The organism is Roseococcus suduntuyensis (genome assembly GCF_014196305.1).
GTDB lineage: Bacteria > Pseudomonadota > Alphaproteobacteria > Acetobacterales > Acetobacteraceae > Roseococcus > Roseococcus suduntuyensis.
The window spans coordinates 145,418-162,577 of record NZ_JACIDJ010000005.1; the positions used below are offsets into that span (position 1 = coordinate 145,418).

14 protein-coding genes are annotated in these 17,160 nt (G+C 70.5%); 11 read left to right on the forward strand and 3 right to left on the reverse strand.

The genetic code is table 11. The features are described 5' to 3' along the window. The first annotated feature begins 20 nt into the window (after positions 1-20). The 3 genes from GGQ83_RS14465 to fusA all read left to right on the forward strand — a co-directional run bounded on the left by GGQ83_RS14465 (position 21) and on the right by fusA (position 4,388). Positions 21-1,016 (forward strand): Bug family tripartite tricarboxylate transporter substrate binding protein, encoded by a 996-nt coding sequence (locus GGQ83_RS14465; protein ID WP_184385231.1) that lies wholly within the window; start codon positions 21-23, stop codon positions 1,014-1,016. Positions 1,017-1,021: 5 nt separating this feature from the next. Continuing rightward, entirely contained in the window at positions 1,022-2,176 is a 1,155-nt protein-coding gene (locus GGQ83_RS14470) for an iron-containing alcohol dehydrogenase (RefSeq protein WP_184385233.1), read from the forward strand. 130 nt (positions 2,177-2,306) lie between these two features. Next, entirely contained in the window at positions 2,307-4,388 is a 2,082-nt protein-coding gene (gene fusA / locus GGQ83_RS14475; RefSeq protein ID WP_184385235.1) for an elongation factor G, read from the forward strand. Positions 4,389-4,450: 62 nt separating this feature from the next. On the opposite strand, the gene GGQ83_RS14480 is transcribed toward fusA, so the two are convergent. Further along, the gene (locus GGQ83_RS14480; protein WP_184385236.1) at positions 4,451-4,870 is read right to left on the reverse strand and encodes a MaoC/PaaZ C-terminal domain-containing protein; all 420 of its coding nucleotides are present in this window, start codon (positions 4,868-4,870) and stop codon (positions 4,451-4,453) included. Positions 4,871-4,896: 26 nt separating this feature from the next. Next, on the reverse strand, positions 4,897-6,165 hold the full coding sequence (locus GGQ83_RS14485) for a DUF445 domain-containing protein (protein ID WP_242535112.1): 1,269 nt from the start codon (positions 6,163-6,165) through the stop codon (positions 4,897-4,899). Between the two features lie 179 nt (positions 6,166-6,344). Here GGQ83_RS14485 and GGQ83_RS14490 point away from each other — a divergent pair, with 179 nt between their 5' ends. Together GGQ83_RS14490 and GGQ83_RS14495 are read left to right on the forward strand one after the other, a co-directional pair. After that, on the forward strand, positions 6,345-7,073 hold the full coding sequence (locus GGQ83_RS14490) for a metal ABC transporter ATP-binding protein (RefSeq protein WP_184385239.1): 729 nt from the start codon (positions 6,345-6,347) through the stop codon (positions 7,071-7,073). 4 nt (positions 7,074-7,077) lie between these two features. Continuing rightward, positions 7,078-7,962 carry a metal ABC transporter permease gene (locus GGQ83_RS14495; RefSeq protein ID WP_184385241.1) on the forward strand — a complete coding sequence of 295 codons (885 nt, stop codon included), beginning with the start codon at positions 7,078-7,080 and terminating at the stop codon, positions 7,960-7,962. 112 nt (positions 7,963-8,074) lie between these two features. On the opposite strand, the gene GGQ83_RS14500 is transcribed toward GGQ83_RS14495, so the two are convergent. Then, positions 8,075-8,950, reverse strand: coding sequence for a helix-turn-helix domain-containing protein (locus tag GGQ83_RS14500; RefSeq protein WP_184385243.1), 876 nt, complete (start codon positions 8,948-8,950; stop codon positions 8,075-8,077). A gap of 270 nt (positions 8,951-9,220) precedes the next feature. Between GGQ83_RS14500 and GGQ83_RS14505 the strand changes: the two genes are divergently transcribed. From GGQ83_RS14505 to GGQ83_RS14530, 6 genes are read left to right on the forward strand one after another with little or no spacing between them, the layout of a single operon-like run. Next, positions 9,221-10,372, forward strand: a complete 1,152-nt coding sequence (locus GGQ83_RS14505; protein WP_184385245.1) for an amidohydrolase — start codon at positions 9,221-9,223, stop codon at positions 10,370-10,372. Between the two features lie 5 nt (positions 10,373-10,377). Further along, positions 10,378-10,977 (forward strand): cysteine dioxygenase family protein, encoded by a 600-nt coding sequence (locus GGQ83_RS14510; protein ID WP_184385247.1) that lies wholly within the window; start codon positions 10,378-10,380, stop codon positions 10,975-10,977. A gap of 4 nt (positions 10,978-10,981) precedes the next feature. Further along, positions 10,982-12,415, forward strand: a complete 1,434-nt coding sequence (locus GGQ83_RS14515) for an FAD-binding oxidoreductase (protein WP_184385249.1) — start codon at positions 10,982-10,984, stop codon at positions 12,413-12,415. Positions 12,416-12,448: 33 nt separating this feature from the next. Then, entirely contained in the window at positions 12,449-13,579 is a 1,131-nt protein-coding gene (lptF, locus tag GGQ83_RS14520; protein ID WP_184385251.1) for an LPS export ABC transporter permease LptF, read from the forward strand. A 13-nt stretch (positions 13,580-13,592) separates the two neighbouring features. After that, a complete protein-coding gene (gene lptG, locus GGQ83_RS14525; RefSeq protein WP_184385253.1) occupies positions 13,593-14,717 on the forward strand; it encodes an LPS export ABC transporter permease LptG in 1,125 nt (374 codons plus the stop codon). A gap of 1 nt (position 14,718) precedes the next feature. Further along, complete coding sequence (locus GGQ83_RS14530; RefSeq protein WP_242535113.1) at positions 14,719-17,121, forward strand: LPS-assembly protein LptD; 2,403 nt, start codon at positions 14,719-14,721, stop codon at positions 17,119-17,121. Positions 17,122-17,160 lie beyond the last annotated feature (39 nt).

The following is a 17,160-nucleotide window of genomic DNA, read 5'->3' on the forward strand; positions in this document are numbered from 1 at the left end:
AGCCCCTCGGAGGAACGTCCATGCCCATCCCCCGCCGCGCCCTCGGCGCCGCCGGTGCCGCGCTGCTCGCCGCCCCCAATCTTGCCGCCCCGGGCCTTGCCCGCGCCCAGTCCTGGTCGCCCACGCGGCCCGTCCGCCTCGTGGTCGGCTTCCCGCCCGGCGGCTCTGGCGACTTCATCGCCCGCACCCTCAGCGAGCCGCTGCGCGAGGCGCTGGGCCAGGCCGTGGTGGTGGACAACCGCCCTGGTGCCGGTTCCAACATCGCCTCCGAGGCCGTGGCGCGGGCCGAGCCTGATGGCCACACCCTGCTGCTCGGCGGCAATTTCAGCCATGCGGTGAACCCGGCCCTCTATGCCCGCATCCCGTTCCACCCGGTGCGCGACTTCACCGCCATCACGCGGCTGACCGACCTGCCCACCATCCTTGCCGTGCGGCCGCAGCTTGGCATCACGACGCTGGCGCAATTGATCGAGCGGGTGCGGGCGGAGCCGGGGCGGTGGAACTACGCGACACCCGGCAATGGCACGCCCTCGCACCTGGCGGGCGTCATGCTGGCGAAGGCCGCCAACATCAACCTGACACATGTGCCCTTCCGCGGCGGCGCCCCCTCGCTCCAGGCCGTGCTCTCGGGCGATGTGGAGCTGCTGATCGGCACGCCGCCCGTGGCGCTGCCGCCGGTGCGGGGTGGCCAGCTGCGGGCGCTTTCGCTGACCACGCGCGAGGCCTCGCCGGTCATCGAGGGCATCCCCGGCACCGGCACGGCCGGGCTGCCCGGGTTGAACATCGGCGGCTGGTGGGGGCTCTGGGCGCCGGCCGGCCTGCCCGAGCCCATTCGCCAGCGCGTCTTCGAGGCGGCGCGCCGCATCACCGCCGACCCGGGCGTGCGGGAGCGCCTGGCGCGGGAGGGGCTGCAGGGCCTGGCCTCAGAATCGCCCGCCGCCTTCGACGCCTTCATCGCCGAGGAAATCCCCTTCTGGGCCGAGGTGGTCCGCGCCGCCGGCGCGCGGGTGGATTGAGCGCCATGGCCATCACCCCCGGCATCCATCGCTGGCCCGCGCAGGAACGGGTGCGCCACGGCGCGCCGCTCTCCGAGGCGCTTCCGCCCGAGATCACGGACGCGCGCCGCGTCGTGCTGGTCACCACCCGTTCGCTGGCGGACAGCCGCATCGTGGCCGAGGCCCGCCGCGCCATCGGCCCGGCGCTGGCCGGGACCTTCGCCCGGATGCGCGCCCACAGCCCCATCGAGGACGTGCTGTCGCTGACCGCCCTGCTGGTCGAGACCGACGCCGACCTGGTGGTGGCGGTGGGCGGTGGTTCGGTGGTGGATGGCAGCAAGGTGGCCTGCCAGGGCGTGTGGCGGGGCTTCCGTGCCGTGGCCGATGTGACGGGGGCGGCGGCCGGCCGCGCCGCGCATCCCGGCGCATGGGAGGGGGCGCCCCCGAGACCCCGCATCGTGGCCGTGCCCACCACCCTCTCGGCCGCGGAATTCGCGCCCCATGCGGGTGTGACCGACACGGCGGCCGGCCGCAAATACCGGCTGCTGGAAGCCTGGATGGTGCCGCGCAGCGTCATCCTGGACCCCGAGGCGGTGATGGAGACGCCGGCGGAGCTGTTCCTCTCCTCAGGCATCCGCGCGGTGGACCATGGGGCGGAGCGCTGGTGTTCGGCCGCCCCCCAACCCTTCTCGGACGCCGTCTCCTGGCAGGCGCTGCGCATGCTGGCCGAGGGCCTGCCCGCCGTGGCGCGGGACCCGAACGACCGCGCGGCCCGCGCCCTCTGCCAGCAGGCGGCCTGGATGTCGGTGATGGGCGGCTGGGCCGGGGTGCCGGTGGGGGCGAGCCATGGCATCGGCTACATCCTGGGCGGGGCGCGCGGCGTGCCGCATGGCGTCACCTCCTGCCTGATGCTGCCCGCCGTGATGCAGTGGAACGAGGCGGTGAACGGTGTGCGCCAGGAGGAATTGGCGGGGTTGTTCGGCGGCGGGCCCTGCCATGCGGCGCTGCGCGGCTTCATCAAGGGGCTTGGCCTGCCCGTGACGCTGGGCGAGGTGGGCATCACGGCCGATGACATCCCGGACCTGGCCGGGCGCTGGCTGGGCGACCCGCCCATCGCAACCAACCCCCGGACGGTGGGCGGGCCCGAGGATGTCGCGGCGATCCTGCGCCTTGCCCTGTAGCCGCCGAGGGTTGCAAAAAAGGGCGGGAAGGTGCATGTCCCGCTCCGTATAGATCTCTGCCCACGATTCAGAAGAGCAGGCGGCGCCCCTCGATGGGCGTTGTCCTGCTTTTGCCGCATGGAGGCCCGCAGTGGCACACACCGCTCTCGAAAAGATCCGGAACATCGGGATCACGGCGCATATTGACGCCGGCAAGACGACCACGACCGAGCGCATCCTGTACTACACGGGAAAGAGCCACAAGATCGGCGAGGTCCATGACGGCAACACGACCACCGACTACATGGCGCAGGAGCGTGAGCGCGGCATCACGATCACTTCGGCGGCCGTGACGGCGATGTGGAACGACAACCGCATCAACATCATCGACACCCCGGGCCACATCGACTTCAACATCGAGGTGAACCGGTCGCTGCGCGTGCTCGACGGCGCCATCTTCATCATCGAGGGCGTGGCCGGGGTGCAGCCGCAGTCCGAGACGAACTGGCGCCTGGCGGACCGCTACAACGTGCCGCGCATCATCTTCATCAACAAGCTCGACCGCACCGGCGCCGATTTCTACAAGGCCGCGGCGACGCTGACCGAGAAGCTCGGCATCAACTGGATCGCCCTGCAGCTGCCCATCGGGATCGAGGACACGCTGAAGGGCGTGGTGGACCTGGTCGAGATGAAGGCCCTGGTGTGGGAAGGCGACGAGCTCGGCGCCAAGTACCACGAGGCGCCGATCCCCGCCGACATGGCCGACAAGGTGGCCGAGTACCGCCAGCTCCTGCTCGACACCGCCGTCGGCATCGACGAGACGGCGATGGAAGAGTATTTCGACAAGGGCGATGTCTCGGTCGAGACGCTGAAGCGCTGCATCAAGAAGGGCACCGTGAGCGGCGAATTCCGCCCCGTGCTGTGCGGCTCCGCCTTCAAGAACAAGGGCGTGCAGCCCCTGCTCGACGCCGTGATCGACTACCTGCCGAGCCCGGTGGACGTCGAGGGCATCAAGGTCGCCCCCGAGGAAGGCCAGGACGAGACGGCCGAGCGCCGCATCATCCCGGTGAAGGAAGACGGCCCCTTCGCCGGCCTCGCCTTCAAGATCATCAACGACAAGTACGGCAACCTGACCTTCGTGCGCGTCTATTCGGGCGTGCTGCGGCAGGGCGACATGGTCATGAACACGACCAAGGGCCACCGCGAGCGCATCGGCCGCATGTTCCAGATGCACGCCGACAAGCGCGAGGAAATCAAGGAAGTCATCGCGGGCGACATCGCGGCCTTCGTGGGCCTGAAGGACACCGGCACCGGTGACACCCTGGCCTCCGCCGAGGACCCGGTGGTGCTGGAGCGCATGGCCTTCCCCGTGCCCGTGATCGACATCTCGGTCGAGCCCAAGACCAAGGAAGCGGTCGAGAAGATGACGCTCGGCCTGCAGAAGCTGGCGGGCGAGGACCCCAGCCTGCGCCTCAAGACCGACCAGGAAACCGGCCAGACCATCCTGTCGGGCATGGGCGAGCTGCACCTCGAGATCATCGTGGACCGCCTGCGCCGCGAATACGGCGTGGAGTGCGACATCGGCGCGCCGCAGGTGGCCTATCGCGAGACCATCACCAAGCCGCACACCGAGGTCTACACCCACAAGAAGCAGTCGGGTGGTTCGGGCCAGTACGCCGAGGTGAAGATCACCTTCGAGCCGAAGGAGCGGAACGAGGGCATCGAGTTCGTCAACGCCGTGGTCGGCGGTTCGGTGCCGAAGGAATACATCCCGGCGGTGGACAAGGGCATCAAGGTCCAGGCCGACACGGGCGTGCTGGCCGGCTTCCCGACGGTGGACTTCAAGTTCACCCTGACGGACGGCAAGTACCACGACGTCGACTCTTCGGCGCTCGCGTTCGAAATCGCCGCCAAGGCCTGCTTCCGCGAAGGCATGAAGAAGGCCGGCCCGGTGATCCTGGAGCCGATCATGGACGTGGAGGTCACCACCCCGCAGGACCATGTGGGCGACGTGGTGGGCGACCTGAACCGCCGCCGCGGCGTGATCCAGTCGCAGGACATGGCCGGCACCTCGGTCATCGTGCGGGCGCATGTGCCGCTGAAGGAGATGTTCGGCTACATCTCCAACCTGCGCGGCATGACGAAGGGCCGTGCGTCCTTCTCCATGCAGTTCCACCACTACGACCCCGTGCCGCGCAACGTGGCGGACGAGATCATGAAGGCCGCCGGCTGACACCAGCGGGCAGCGCCGGAAGGGGAAAGGGCCGGGGGGAAACCTCCGGCCCTTTTCGCTTGTCAGCGTTTCAGGAAATGCGTCCCCAGCATGTCGATGACCACCACGCCATCCGCCACGCGGGTGCCAAGGTGCCGGACCATGGCCACGCCCATCTCGGGGCGCGAGCGGGATGCCTTCACGCTCTCCACCACGGACGCCACCGCCACTTCCTCATCGGGGCGGAGCGGCGCGGGCCATTTGGTATCAATGCCTGACCCGCCCAGGCTGATTCGCGTCCAGATCCCGCTGCGCATGATCATGCCGAAGCACATGCCCATGGTGTGCAGGCCGGACGCCACCAGCCCGCCGAACAGGGGTGCGGCGCGCGCCGCCTCGGGGTCGGTGTGGAAGGGCTGGGGGTCGAAGTCGCGCGCATAGGTGATGATTTCGGCCTCGCTCAGCCGGAAGCTGCCATAGTCGAAGCGCTGCCCGGGTAACAATTCATCGAATGAGTCCAGCGGCGTGTTCAATGCGCGACCCTCCCTTCGTTCAGCCAGTGGATCAGCAGATAGAGGACGGCCCCCACCAGGAAGCCCACCAGCGTGCCGTTGATGCGAATGTATTGCAGGTCCTTGCCCACGCGCAGTTCGATCTTGTCGCTGACCTCGCGGCTGTCCCAGCCGGCCACGACCTGGGCGATGAAGGCGGAGAGCCGGTCCTGGGCGGTCGGCACCAGGCTCGCGAAGGTGGTCTCGATGGCGGCGTTGAGGCGGGCGCGCGCCACCGGGTCCTCGGCCAGGAAATTGCCGGCATTGGCGAAGGAGGCCTCGATCAACGCCACCGTGCGGCCGTTGGGGTTGTGGGCATCGGCCACCAGCGCCTCGCGCAGGCGCCGCCAGACATCGGCGAGCCATTCCGTGACGGTGGGGTGCGCGAGGCCGCGGCGGATGGCGGCGCCTAGGGCGGCCGCGCGCTCGGGCTCGGTCTCCAGCCGGGTGATCTCGGTCTCCAGCCAGGCCTCGAAGGCGGCGCGCAGGTCGGAATCGCCGGGCTCGATGCGCTGGAGTTCGGCGTTCACGGCGGCCAGCACGCGGTCGGCCACATAGGCGCCGGCGGCCCAGCCCACCACGGCGCCGCCCTGGTCGCGCACGCGGCGCTTGATGGCCTCGCGCAGGTCGTCATGCTTGGCCTCCAGCAGCACCTTCATCTGGCCGAGCGCCAGGTCGAACACCGCCTGGTGCTGTCCGCCCGCGATCAGCGCCCGCAGCGCGCGGGCGACCAGCGCGGCACCCCCGGGCCCACCCGCCACGCGCGGCACCAGCCGCATGAGCAGCCGCCGCGCGCGCCCATCCTCCAGCGTGTCCAGCAGCCGGGGCAGGGCGTCGGCCAGGGCCTGGGCGGCGGGGCGGGTGTGGGCGGGATTGGCCAGGAAGGTGCCGATGATGCCCGCAACATCCAGACGCGCGATCAGCCGCTTCACCTCCGCCTCGGTGAAGACGTTGTTGGCCACGAAGTTGCCGAGCGACCGGCCCAGCCGGTCCTTCTGGCGGGGGATGATGGCGGTGTGCGGGATGGGCAGACCCATGGGCCGGCGGAACAGGGCGGTGACGGCGAACCAGTCGGCCAGCCCCCCCACCACGCCCGCCTTGGCCGAGGCCGCCAGCAAATCCGGCCAGAAGCCGGCCGGGAACTGGTAGGCCAGCACCATCAGCACGGCCATCAGGACCAGCAGGAGGGTCGCGAAAGCCCGATGCCGGGCAAGGGCGCGGCGCAGCTCGTCGTCAGGGGATGCCATGGACGCAGGATAGTCCGGCGCGGGGCGCATTGGCGACGGGGCCCCACGCTGTTATGAGATAACGTGATGCGCTTCCCGCCCAACCCGCTTGACCTCGCCACCGGCATCGCCCCCCGTCTGATTTGGGTGGGCGCGCTGCTGGCCCTGTTGTGGGGCGCGATCTTCTGGGCGATGCGGCCATGAGGGCCGTTCAGGAACTGGCCGTCCGGAACCTGACGGTGGCGCATGGCCGCCACCCGGCGGTGCATCATGTCAGCTTCCGCCTCGCGCCGGGGCAGAAGATGGCACTGGTGGGCCCCAATGGGGCCGGCAAATCCTCGCTGCTGCACGCCGTGGCCGGGCTGCATGCGCCGTCCGAGGGCGGGATCGAGGGCGCGGGCCAGGTGGCCCTGCTGCCCCAGGCCTCGGCGCTGGACCGCAGCTTCCCGCTTTCCTGCCGCGATGCTGTGCTGCTGGGTTTGTGGAGCGAGGCCGGGGCCTTCCGCCCCATCGCCAACCCTGGCCGCGTGGCCGATGCGCTGGCCGCTGTCGGGCTGTCGGGCTTTGAGAAGCGGCCGGTGGGCAGCCTCTCGGCCGGGCAGTTCCAGCGCGTGCTCTTCGCGCGGCTGCTGCTGCAGGACGCGCCCGTCATCCTGCTGGACGAGCCTTTCAACGCGCTGGACGCCCGCACCGCGGCCGACCTGCTGGAGGTGGTGCGCCGCTGGCATGGGGAGGGCCGCAGTATCCTGGCCGTGCTGCATGACCTCGACCTCGTCCGCCGCGAATTCCCCACCACCCTGCTCCTGGCGCGGGAGGTGGTGGCCTGCGGCCCGACCGAGGAAGTTCTCTCCGCCCAGAACCGCCTGCGCGCGCGGATGATGGCCGAAGCCTGGGCGGACGACGCCGCTCCCTGCGCCCGCGCCGCCTGAGCCCATGATCTGGGAGGGCCCCATTTGGGAGGGCCTCGTCGGTCCCTTCGTCGAATTCGGTTTCTTGCGCCGAGCCCTGGTAGGCTGCGTGGCGCTCTCGCTTTCCGCACCCCCGCTCGGCGTCTTCCTCATGCTGCGTCGCATGAGCCTGACGGGCGATGTGCTGGCCCATGGCATCCTGCCCGGCGTCGCGCTGGGGTTCCTGCTGGCGGGGCTCTCGGTGCCGGCCATGGCGCTGGGTGGGCTGGTGGCGGGCCTGGGCATCGCCATCGGGGCGGGGGCCATTTCCCGCGCCACGGGCGGGCGTGAGGATGCGGCGTTGGCGGCCCTCTACCTCGCAGCCCTGGCGGTGGGGGTGGTGATGATCTCCTGGCGTGGCTCCTCGGTGGAACTCACGCATATTCTCTTCGGCTCGGTGCTGGGCGTGGATGACCTGGCGCTGCTGATGATGGGCGGCGCGGCCAGCGCCACTCTCCTGTTCCTGGCCGTGGCCTGGCGGCCGCTGGTGCTGGAATGCTTCGACCCCTCCTTCGCGCGCGCCGTCGGTGTGCGCGGCAGCGCCTGGCATCTGGGGCTGATGGCGCTGGTGGTGGTCAGCCTGGTGGCGGCCTTCCAGGCGGTGGGCACGCTGATGGCGGTGGGGCTGATGATGCTGCCGGCCATCGCCGCCCGGCATTGGGCGCGGGGCGTGGGGACCATGGTGCTGGTCTCGGTCGGGGTGGCGCTGGCGGCGACCCTGTCCGGGCTGCTGCTCTCCTTCCATGCCGATGTGCCCAGCGGGCCGGCCATCGTGCTGGCGGCGGCCGCCCTCTGGGCACTGTCGCTGGTGTTCGGCCCGGTCGAGGGGCTGGCGGCGCGGTGGTGGCCGCGCCGGCATCTCGAGGGCTAGAGCGGGATGCGTGGAGGTGGAATCACCGAAAACGCTGAATCCCGCTCTCAACGATGACTGGAGCAGGCGGCGTGAACGCATGTGAACGCAGCATGCTCTAGACGAAGAAAGCCTACCCCCGGCTGCGCGCCAGCAATTCCCGCACGCGCTCGGCGGCCGCGGCGCCCTTCATGGCGTCGCGCCACATGGCCTCCGCCACCCGCTGGTGGACGGCCACGCCCTCTTCCGCCGCGGTGATGCCGGCCACGCCCGCGATGGCGGCGGGCGGGGTGTCGGCCGCGATGGGGGCGGTGACGACATGCGCGCGGTCCCGGCCGCGCAGCACCAGGAAGGACCCGCTGGGCGGGGTACCGGTGGCGAGGCCGATCTGCAGGCCGATGGGCACGTTCTCCATTAGGCGGGCGAGGTTCTCGGCCTCATGACGGGCGGCCTCGCGGCAGCGGGTGCGGGTGGCCTCGGGCACATGCAGGCCGGGGGCCACACCCTCCTCCAGGAAGCGCAACAGTGCCGACTCGCTCAGCACCGCCGTCAGGTTGGGCCGCTTCTGGGCATAGGCCCGCTTGCGGGCGGCCAGCGTGGCGAGCGACTGCTCCACCGCCGCGATCTGCACCAGGCGATCGGCGCCGGCGGGGATGGCCTGGGTCCAGGCCTCGGCCAGCGCGCCGTCGAAGGCCTCGCCCGTGATGGGCAGGCTGTAGGCCTCGCCCACCAGCAGCATCTGGTCGGCCTGTTCCTCCAGGCCACGCAGACGTTCCTGGAAGGCGCCGGGGCGGGCGAAATACTCGATACCGATGCCCAGCAGCGACAGCGGCGAGACCTTCAGCAACTCCGCCAGCCGGCGGATGGTCTCCAGCTTGATGACCTCGCCCTTCTCATAGCGGTAGAGCGCGGCGCGGGAGACACCGAGGCGCGCTGCGATCTCCTCGGCGCGCATGCCGGATTCCATGCGATAGGCCCGCAATTGCTGTCCGATATCCGCGAACTTCATTCCCGCCTGTGCCTCGTCCTGATGCCGTCCGGGGGCGCGCCCATCCGGAGGGGCGAGACCGTGCCGATACTCCCGATCCGGACATCCATGGGCGCTGCGGCGCACCATTTTTCAACCCAGGGTCGGTATTCCTTTTAAGATAGCATCGAAGTTGGCGAGAGAAAATGCCGTTTCAGCAAGAATGCCTCAAAAATGGTATGTGGCGCGGCGGCCCCGCTTTGCCGCCTGGGCAGATTTCAGCCGCCGGCGATCTGCTCTAAGCTTTCTCCCATGAACGCTTCGCTGCACGAAGCCGCCACGGCCTGGCGGCGGCATCTCCACGCCAACCCCGGCTTGACGCTCGACGAGGGCGAGGCCGCCGCCTTCGTCGTCGAACAGCTCCGCGCCATAGGTGTCACGGAGATCGAGACGGGCGTGGGCGGGCATGGCGTGGTCGCCACCCTGCGCCGGGCCGGCGGCAACCGCTCGGTCGGGCTGCGCGCCGACATGGACGCCCTGCCCATCCAGGAACTCGACGAGACACTGCCCTGGCGCAGCCGCAAGCCCGGCGTGATGCACGCCTGCGGGCATGATGGCCACACCGCCTCGCTGCTGGCCACAGCGGCCCTGCTGCACCAGGACACGGGCTGGAGCGGCACCATCCGCCTCGTCTTCCAGCCGGCCGAGGAAGGGGGCGGGGGCGCGCGCTCCATGATCCAGGACGGGCTGTTCCAGCGCTTCCCGATGGAACGCATCTTCGGCTGGCACAATTGGCCGGGGCTGGAGGCGGGCACCGTCGCCATCCATCCCGGCCCCGTCATGGCGGCCGGTGCGCGCTTCGAGCTGGTCTTCGACGGCCATGCCGGCCACGCCGCCCTGCCGCACATGACGCGCGACCCGGTGCTGGGCATGGGCCACGCCATCGTGGCTCTGCAATCCATCGTCTCGCGCGCGGTGGACCCGGTGAAGTCGGGCGTGGTGAGCATCACCGTGGCCGAGGGCGGCACCGCCACCAACCAGGTGCCCGCCCGCGCCCTGATCCGCGGCACCGCCCGCTGGCTGGACGAGGCGGTGGGCGACCTGATCGAGGCCCGCATGCGCGAGATCGGCCAGGGCATCGCCGCCACCTATGGCCTGTCCTGCGAGGTGATGTTCCGCCGCGGCGTGCCCGTCACCATCAACCACCCGGCCGAGGCCGAGACGGCCGCGGCCGCCGCCGCCAGCGTCACCGCCATTCGCCGCGATATGGCGCCCGCCATGACCGGCGAGGATTTCGCCTGGTTCCTGAAGGAGGTGCCCGGCGCCTTCGTCTGGATCGGCAATGGCCCGGCCGACAATGGCCGCGAGCTGCACCACCCCGCCTATGACTTCAACGACGCCATCATCCCCACCGTCGCCAACTACTTGGCGACCGTGGCGAAGCGCGCGCTCACGGAGGGCTGACGCCCATGCCCGGCATCCATCGCCTGCGGAATTTCGTCCAGTCCATGACCCGGCTGGCGGACCGCTCTCCCTCCGAGGCCGAGTGGCTTGAGGAGGGCGGCGCCCTGCTCAAATCCCTGATCGCCCATGACGACTGGCTGCCGGAGGATTTGGCCAAGCCCGGCCCCACCTACCGCCAGTACCTGCTGCATTGCGATCCGCTCGAGCGCTTCTCGGTGGTCAGCTTCGTGTGGGGCATCGGCCAGCGCACGCCCGTTCACAACCACAAGGTCTGGGGGCTGGTCGGCATGCTGTGGGGGGCCGAGGTCAGCACCACCATGCATCCGGTGCCGGGGCAGCCCATGCGCGCGGGGCAGGTGGACCACCTTTCCCCCGGCGAAGTGGTTGGCGTTGGCAGCGGGGAGGATGACGCGCACTGGGTCACGAACGCGCTGACCGACAGCGCCTCGATCTCCATCCATGTCTATGGCGGCAACATCGGCGCCATCTCCCGCCACACCTTCGACCCCGAGACCAGTGAGGCCAAGCCCTTCATCTCGGGCTACACCAACACGGTGGTGCCGAACCTGTGGGACCGTTCGGCCGAGCCGGCCGTGATGAGCTGACACCATGCCCGACGACCTGCACGCCCTGTCCCCGCTCGACGCGCTGCGCGCCATCCTGGGCCCTGCCGGGCTGCTGACGGCGCCCGAGGACCTCGCACCTTACCTCTCCGACTGGCGCGGCCTCTACACCGGCGAGGCCATGGCCCTGCTGCGCCCGGCCAGCACGGAGGAGGTCTCGGCCTGTGTCGCGCTCTGCGCCAAGCATGGCATCGCCATCATTCCGCAGGGGGGCAACACCTCCATGGTGGGCGGCGCCACCCCGGAATCCCGGCCCGGCCAGGTGATCCTGAGTCTCGCCCGGATGAACCGGGTGCGCGAAGTGGACGCGCTCGACATGACCATGACGGTCGAGGCCGGCCTCGTCCTGACCCGCGCGCAGGAGGTGGCGGCGGAGCATGGCTGCCTTTTCCCACTCAGCCTGGGTGCCGAGGGCTCGGCCATGATCGGCGGGCTGCTCTCCACCAATGCCGGCGGCAACACCACGGTGCGCTATGGCAATGCGCGGGAGTTGATGCTGGGGCTGGAGGTGGTGCTGCCCGATGGGGGCATCATCCACGGCCTGCGGCGCCTCAGGAAGGACAACACCGGCTACGCGCTGCGCCACCTCTTCGTGGGCGCGGAGGGCACGCTGGGCATCATCACGGCGGCCGTGCTGCGGCTGTTCCCGGCGCCGCGCGAGACCGTCACCGCCCTCTGCGCCGTGCCGAGCGAGGATGCGGCCCTGTCCCTGTTCCGCCGCTTCCGCGCGGCCGATGAGGGCGCGGTGCGGGCCTTCGAATACATGTCCGGCACGGGCATGGGGATGGTGTTCGCCACCATCGAGGGCACCGCGCTGCCGCTCTCCAACCCCGTGAACCACTATGTGCTGGTGGACCTGACCGCGAGTCGGGAAGGGGCGGGCCTGCGCACCCTGGCCGAGACGGTGCTGGAGGCGGCGCTCATCGAGGGCGAGATCGAGGACGCCATCCTCGCCGAATCCGAGGCCCAGCGGGCTTCCCTCTGGCGCCTGCGCGAGGAACACCCGGAAGCCCAGAAGCGCACCGGCGCGAATGTGAAGAATGATGTCTCCGTGCCCGTCTCGCATGTGCCGGAGATGATCCGCCGCTGTTCCGAGGCGCTGCGGGAGATGATCCCGGGCAGCCGCCCTGTCCCCTTCGGCCATCTGGGCGATGGCAACATCCACATGAACCTCGTCCAGCCCGAGGGCATGGAGCCTTCCGCCTTCCTGGCCCGCTCGCACGACATCATGGACTGCGTGAACGCCATCGTGCGCGACCTGGGCGGCAGTTTCAGCGCCGAGCACGGGGTGGGCCGCCTCAAGACCGACATGATGGAGGAATGGCGCGGCGGCGCCGAACTCGCCGCCATGCGCGCCATCAAGGCGGCGCTGGACCCGCGGGGCATCATGAATCCGGGGAAGGTCCTTCCCGGCGGATGACCGCGGCGCCTTCCGCTGGTAGACCATCCGGGCATGAGGCGCATTGACCGCTACATCGTCCGCCAGCTGGCGCTGACCCTGTTCGCCGTGACCGTGGGCCTCGCCGCGCTGGTGTGGCTCACGCAGTCATTGCGGTTCATCGAGCTGGTGCTGGACCGCGGCCTGTCCTTCTGGGTCTTCCTGGAACTGACGGGCCTGCTGCTGCCGGGCTTCTTCGGGCTGATCCTGCCCATCACGACCTTCGTGGTGGTGCTGTTCACCTATGTGCGCCTGGCGGGTGACCGCGAGCTGGTGGTGATGCGCGCCGCCGGTCTGTCCAACTGGCAGCTCTCCCGTCCCGCCATGGCGGTGGCCACGGGGGCCATGCTGCTGTGCTATCTGCTGAACCTCTGGCTCACGCCGCTGGCGCAGCAGGCCTTCCGGGAATGGCAGTTCGAGATCCGCAACCAGATGGCCGGTCTGCTGCTGCAGGATGGCGTGTTCAGTCAGCTGGGCGGCGACCTGATGGTCTATGCCCGCGCCCGAGACGGGGCCAACAACCTCTACGGCATCCTGGTGCATGACACGCGCGAGCAGGGGGTGCCTGTCACCATCATCGCGGAGACGGGTCGGCTGACCTCTACCCCCCAGGGGCCGCGCGTCACCCTCATCAATGGGCAGCGGCAGCAGGTGGAGCAGGTGCGGGGCGCCGATGGCGTCACCCGCCCGCGCCTGACGACCCTTTCCTTCGCGGAGAACAGCCTCGACCTCGCCCGCACCAGCCGGGTGGAGGGTGACCGCTTCCGCAACGCCCATGAACGCAGCCTGATGGAGCTGCTGGACCCCGATGACGACGTCTCCGAGCGTGACCGCCGCCGCTACCGGGCGGAGGCGCACCAGCGCCTGGCCAATCCGCTGACGGCCATCGGCCTCGCGCTGCTGGCGCTGGCCGTGGCGCTGACGGGGGAGTTCCGGCGCTTCGGTGGCGGGTTCCGGCTCTTTATCGGCTGCGGGGTCATGGTGGCGCTGCTGGCGGTGGGCCTCACGCTGGGCAGCGCGGCCGCGCGGCAGAATTCGCTGCTGCCGCTGGTTTGGCTGCATGCCATCCTGCCCGGGCTGGTCTCGGCGTGGATCATCGCGGGCATGCCCGGCCTGGGCGGGAGGTTGCGGTCATGGGCGCGCTGAGCGGGGGCGGGGCATGACGCCGGCCTACACCTTTACCTTCTATATCGCGCGACGCTTCCTCGCCGCGGCGCTGATCCTGCTGGTGGCGCTGACCTTGCTGGTCTCGTTGTTCGACTTCGTGGAACTGCTGCGCCGGGCGGCCGGGCGGCCCGAGGCCCATTTCGGCATCGTCGCCACCATCGCCGCCCTTCGCATGCCCTTCATCGCGATGCAGCTTCTGCCTTTTGCCATCCTGCTGGGGGGCATGCTGGCCTTCTGGCGTCTGGCCCGGGGTTCGGAGCTGATCGTGGCGCGGGCCGCGGGCATCTCTGCCTTCGCCTTCCTGGCCGGGCCCACCGCCGTCGCGCTGCTGACCGGCATCACGGCCATCACCGCCATCTCGCCACTCTCCTCGGCCATGCTGGCGCGGGCGGAGCGGCTGGATGCCTCCTTCCTGAGGGCGGGCGGCGGGGTGACGGCGCTGGCCGGCGGGCGGCTGTGGCTGCGCCAGTCCGATGCGGGGATCGAGCCCGGGGGGGTCGCCATCCTGACCGGCCGTCCCGCTCGGCTGCTCGGCACCGACCGAGCCGATTTCGTCATGACCGAGGTGACGGTCTGGCGGCTCTCCCGCCAGGACCAGCCCTTGCAGCGCCTGGAGGCGCCGAGGGCGCGCCTGATGGGCGGAAACTGGCAGTTGGAGGAGGTCACGCAGTTCCAGATGGGACGGCCCCTGCCCAGCCAGCACCCGAGCATCACCCTGCCCACCATCCTGACGCCGGACCGCATCGAGGACAGCGTGGCCTCGCCCGACACGCTTTCCTTCTGGGCGCTGCCGGGCTTCATCGAGTTGCTGGAACAGTCCGGCTTCTCGGCGCTGCGGCACCGGCTGCAACTCCATTCGCTGCTGAGCACGCCTTTCCTGGCGGTGGCGATGGCGCTTCTGGCGGCCGGCTTCTCCATGCGGCATTCGCGCCAGGGGGGGGCGGCGGCCGCGATCGCGACCGGCGTCGCGGCGGGCTTCGCCCTCTATGTCCTCGACCGTGTGACCGGGGAATTCGGCGAGGCGGGATCGCTTCCCGTCTGGCTCGCCGCCTGGGCCCCCACCGCGACCGGCCTTCTGTTGGCGCTGGCGCTGCTTCTGCACCTGGAGGAAGGCTGACATGGCACAACCACCGCGGGTGAGCAGCCATCTGCCGCGCTTTGCCTCGCGCCGCGACCGGCGACGGGCCCAGGGCGCCTGGCGCCAGGCGCTGCGCCGCGCCGGGGGCACGCTGGCGCTCGCGCTCTTCGCCATGCTGGCCACCACGGGCCAGGCGCAGCAAAGCGCGCCACCGCCCACCGCCTCGCCCCTTGGCACGCCCACCGCCTCCCCCACTGCCTCCGCCACTGGCACGCCGGGCATTCCCGGCCTGCGGGTGGACCAGGACGCGCCGGTGGTCTTCACCGCCGACGAGGTGGAGTTCAACCAGCAGACCGGCGTCGTGACCGCCCGCGGCCGCGTCGAGGCCTGGCAGGGCGAGCGTTTCGTCCGCGCCGACACCTTCATCCACGACCGCAACACGGGCGTGACCATCCTGCGCGGCAATGTCCAGCTTCTGGAGGCCGATGGGCAGGTCTTCTACGCCGAGGAAGCCGAGCTGGCCGACCAGTTCCGCGACGGCGTGCTGCGCGAAATCCGCGCGCGGCTGGTGCAGAACGCCCGTATGGCCGCCACGGGCGCCCGGCGCAGCGGCGGGGAGGTCACGGACCTCGCACGCGTGGTCTATTCCGCCTGCAACCTCTGCGAGACGGACCCCACGCGCCCGCCGCTCTGGCAGCTGCGCGCCCGCGTCGCCACGCAGGACCGCCGGAGCGAGCGCATCTCCTACCGCGACGCGGTGGTCGAGGTGGGGGGCGTGCCGGTGCTCTACACGCCCTTCTTCTCGCATCCGGACCCGCAGACGCCCCGTTCCTCCGGGTTCCTGTTCCCCTCCTTCGGCTACACCCGCTTCCTCGGCGCCTTCGCGGCCCTGCCGTATTTCTGGGCGATTGACGGGCAGCAGGACCTCACGGCCACCCTGACGCAGGGCAGCGAGGTGCTGCCCAACCTCGACCTGCTGTATCGCCGCCGCTTCAACAATGGCGAGGTGAACCTTCAGGGCTCCATCGGCTATCTGCGGCGCGACACGCTGCGGCGCCTCAGCGAGTTCGGCCAGACGCAGGATGAGCAGGTGGCGGGCCATGTCGCGGCCCGGGGCCGGTTCCATGTGACCGAGAACTGGCGCGTGGGCTTCGACATCAACCGCGCCAGCAGCGAGGGCTATCTGCGCACCTACCGCCTCGGCGTGCAGCGGGTGCTGGTCAGCCAGGTCTATGCCGAGGGCTTCTGGCGCACCGAGCATTATGCGCGCATCGACGCCCGCGCCTACCAGGGACTGCGGACGCTCGAGGATACGCGCCTGCTGCCGGTGGTGGCGCCCAACGCCTTCTATGAATACGCCCCGCGCCAGACGGTGCTGGGCGGGCACCTCACGCTCGACATGGGCGCGCTTTCGCTCACGCGGCCGGTGGGCAGCGCCACCCAGCGCCTGGCCAGCCGCCTGGCCTGGGAACGGCCGATGCTCGGGCCCCAGGGCGATATCTGGACCATCCGCGCCCAGACCGACCTGCGCGCCTATCATGCCGATGGCCAGCAGAACGCGCCGGGGCTGCTGCCCGACGCCAATGGCACGCGCGGCGACGCCAATCTCCGCCTGGCCCTCGACTGGCGGATGCCGCTGGTGCGGCCCGTGGGCATCTGGGGCCAGCAATTGCTGGAGCCGCGGGTCCAGGTCGTCACCGGCCCCGCCACCGGCCGCCAGACGCGCTTTCCCAATGAGGACAGCGTGGATTTCGAGTTCACCGACGCGAACCTCTTCCAGCTCAACCGCTTCACCGGGCGGGACCGGCAGGAGGGAGGCACGCGCGTGGACGCGGCGCTGCGCGCCTCCTGGCTCTTCCCCAATGGCGGCCGGGTTGAGGGCCTCGCCGGCCGTTCCTTCCGCTTCCACGACAGCAACATCTTCCCCGCCAATTCGGGGCTGGAGCGCCGCGAATCCGATTGGGTGGGCCGCGCCGCCTTCGCGCCCGTGCCCTGGTTCGAGGTGATGGGCCGCACGCGGCTCGATGGCCGCAGCGGCCGCAATCGGGCCAGCGACGCGGTGCTGGCCACGTCGCTCGGCCGCATCGGGGTGCTGGACAATGTGGTCCTGACGACCAGCTACTTCGACCAGCCGCCCCAGGCCTTCTTCGCGAACGACCCCGGGCGGCGCGAGGTGGGCTTTGGGCTCGGCGCGGAATACCGCACCCGGGCGGGCGGCGTCTGGCGCGCCAACGGGTCCATGCAGCTTGACCTGCGGACCGAGCGCCCTGCCTGGCTGCTGGGCACCGCGGGCTATGAGGATGAGTGCTGCATCATCCAGGCGCAATTCCAGCGCCGCCTGGGCTTCAACCCGATCACCAACGACCCGTATCGCGGCAACACCACGCTGTTGTTCCGCATCGCCTTCAAGACCGTGGGTGACTTCAGCCTGCGCGCGCTGTGACCGGGGCGGGCGGTGCTTTCCACCGGGGGCGAAACCGCT

Bases quoted from the DNA above. Each gene is read 5' to 3' on its own strand.
- GGQ83_RS14465 (WP_184385231.1), top strand. From the start codon at position 21: ATGCCCATCCCCCGCCGCGCCCTCGGCGCCGCCGGTGCCGCGCTGCTC.
- GGQ83_RS14470 (WP_184385233.1), top strand. From the start codon at position 1,022: ATGGCCATCACCCCCGGCATCCATCGCTGGCCCGCGCAGGAACGGGTG.
- GGQ83_RS14485 (WP_242535112.1), bottom strand. From the start codon at position 6,165: ATGGCATCCCCTGACGACGAGCTGCGCCGCGCCCTTGCCCGGCATCGG.
- GGQ83_RS14490 (WP_184385239.1), top strand. From the start codon at position 6,345: ATGAGGGCCGTTCAGGAACTGGCCGTCCGGAACCTGACGGTGGCGCAT.
- GGQ83_RS14495 (WP_184385241.1), top strand. From the start codon at position 7,078: ATGATCTGGGAGGGCCCCATTTGGGAGGGCCTCGTCGGTCCCTTCGTC.
- GGQ83_RS14500 (WP_184385243.1), bottom strand. From the start codon at position 8,950: ATGAAGTTCGCGGATATCGGACAGCAATTGCGGGCCTATCGCATGGAA.
- GGQ83_RS14505 (WP_184385245.1), top strand. From the start codon at position 9,221: ATGAACGCTTCGCTGCACGAAGCCGCCACGGCCTGGCGGCGGCATCTC.
- GGQ83_RS14510 (WP_184385247.1), top strand. From the start codon at position 10,378: ATGCCCGGCATCCATCGCCTGCGGAATTTCGTCCAGTCCATGACCCGG.
- GGQ83_RS14515 (WP_184385249.1), top strand. From the start codon at position 10,982: ATGCCCGACGACCTGCACGCCCTGTCCCCGCTCGACGCGCTGCGCGCC.
- lptF (WP_184385251.1), top strand. From the start codon at position 12,449: ATGAGGCGCATTGACCGCTACATCGTCCGCCAGCTGGCGCTGACCCTG.
- lptG (WP_184385253.1), top strand. From the start codon at position 13,593: ATGACGCCGGCCTACACCTTTACCTTCTATATCGCGCGACGCTTCCTC.
- GGQ83_RS14530 (WP_242535113.1), top strand. From the start codon at position 14,719: ATGGCACAACCACCGCGGGTGAGCAGCCATCTGCCGCGCTTTGCCTCG.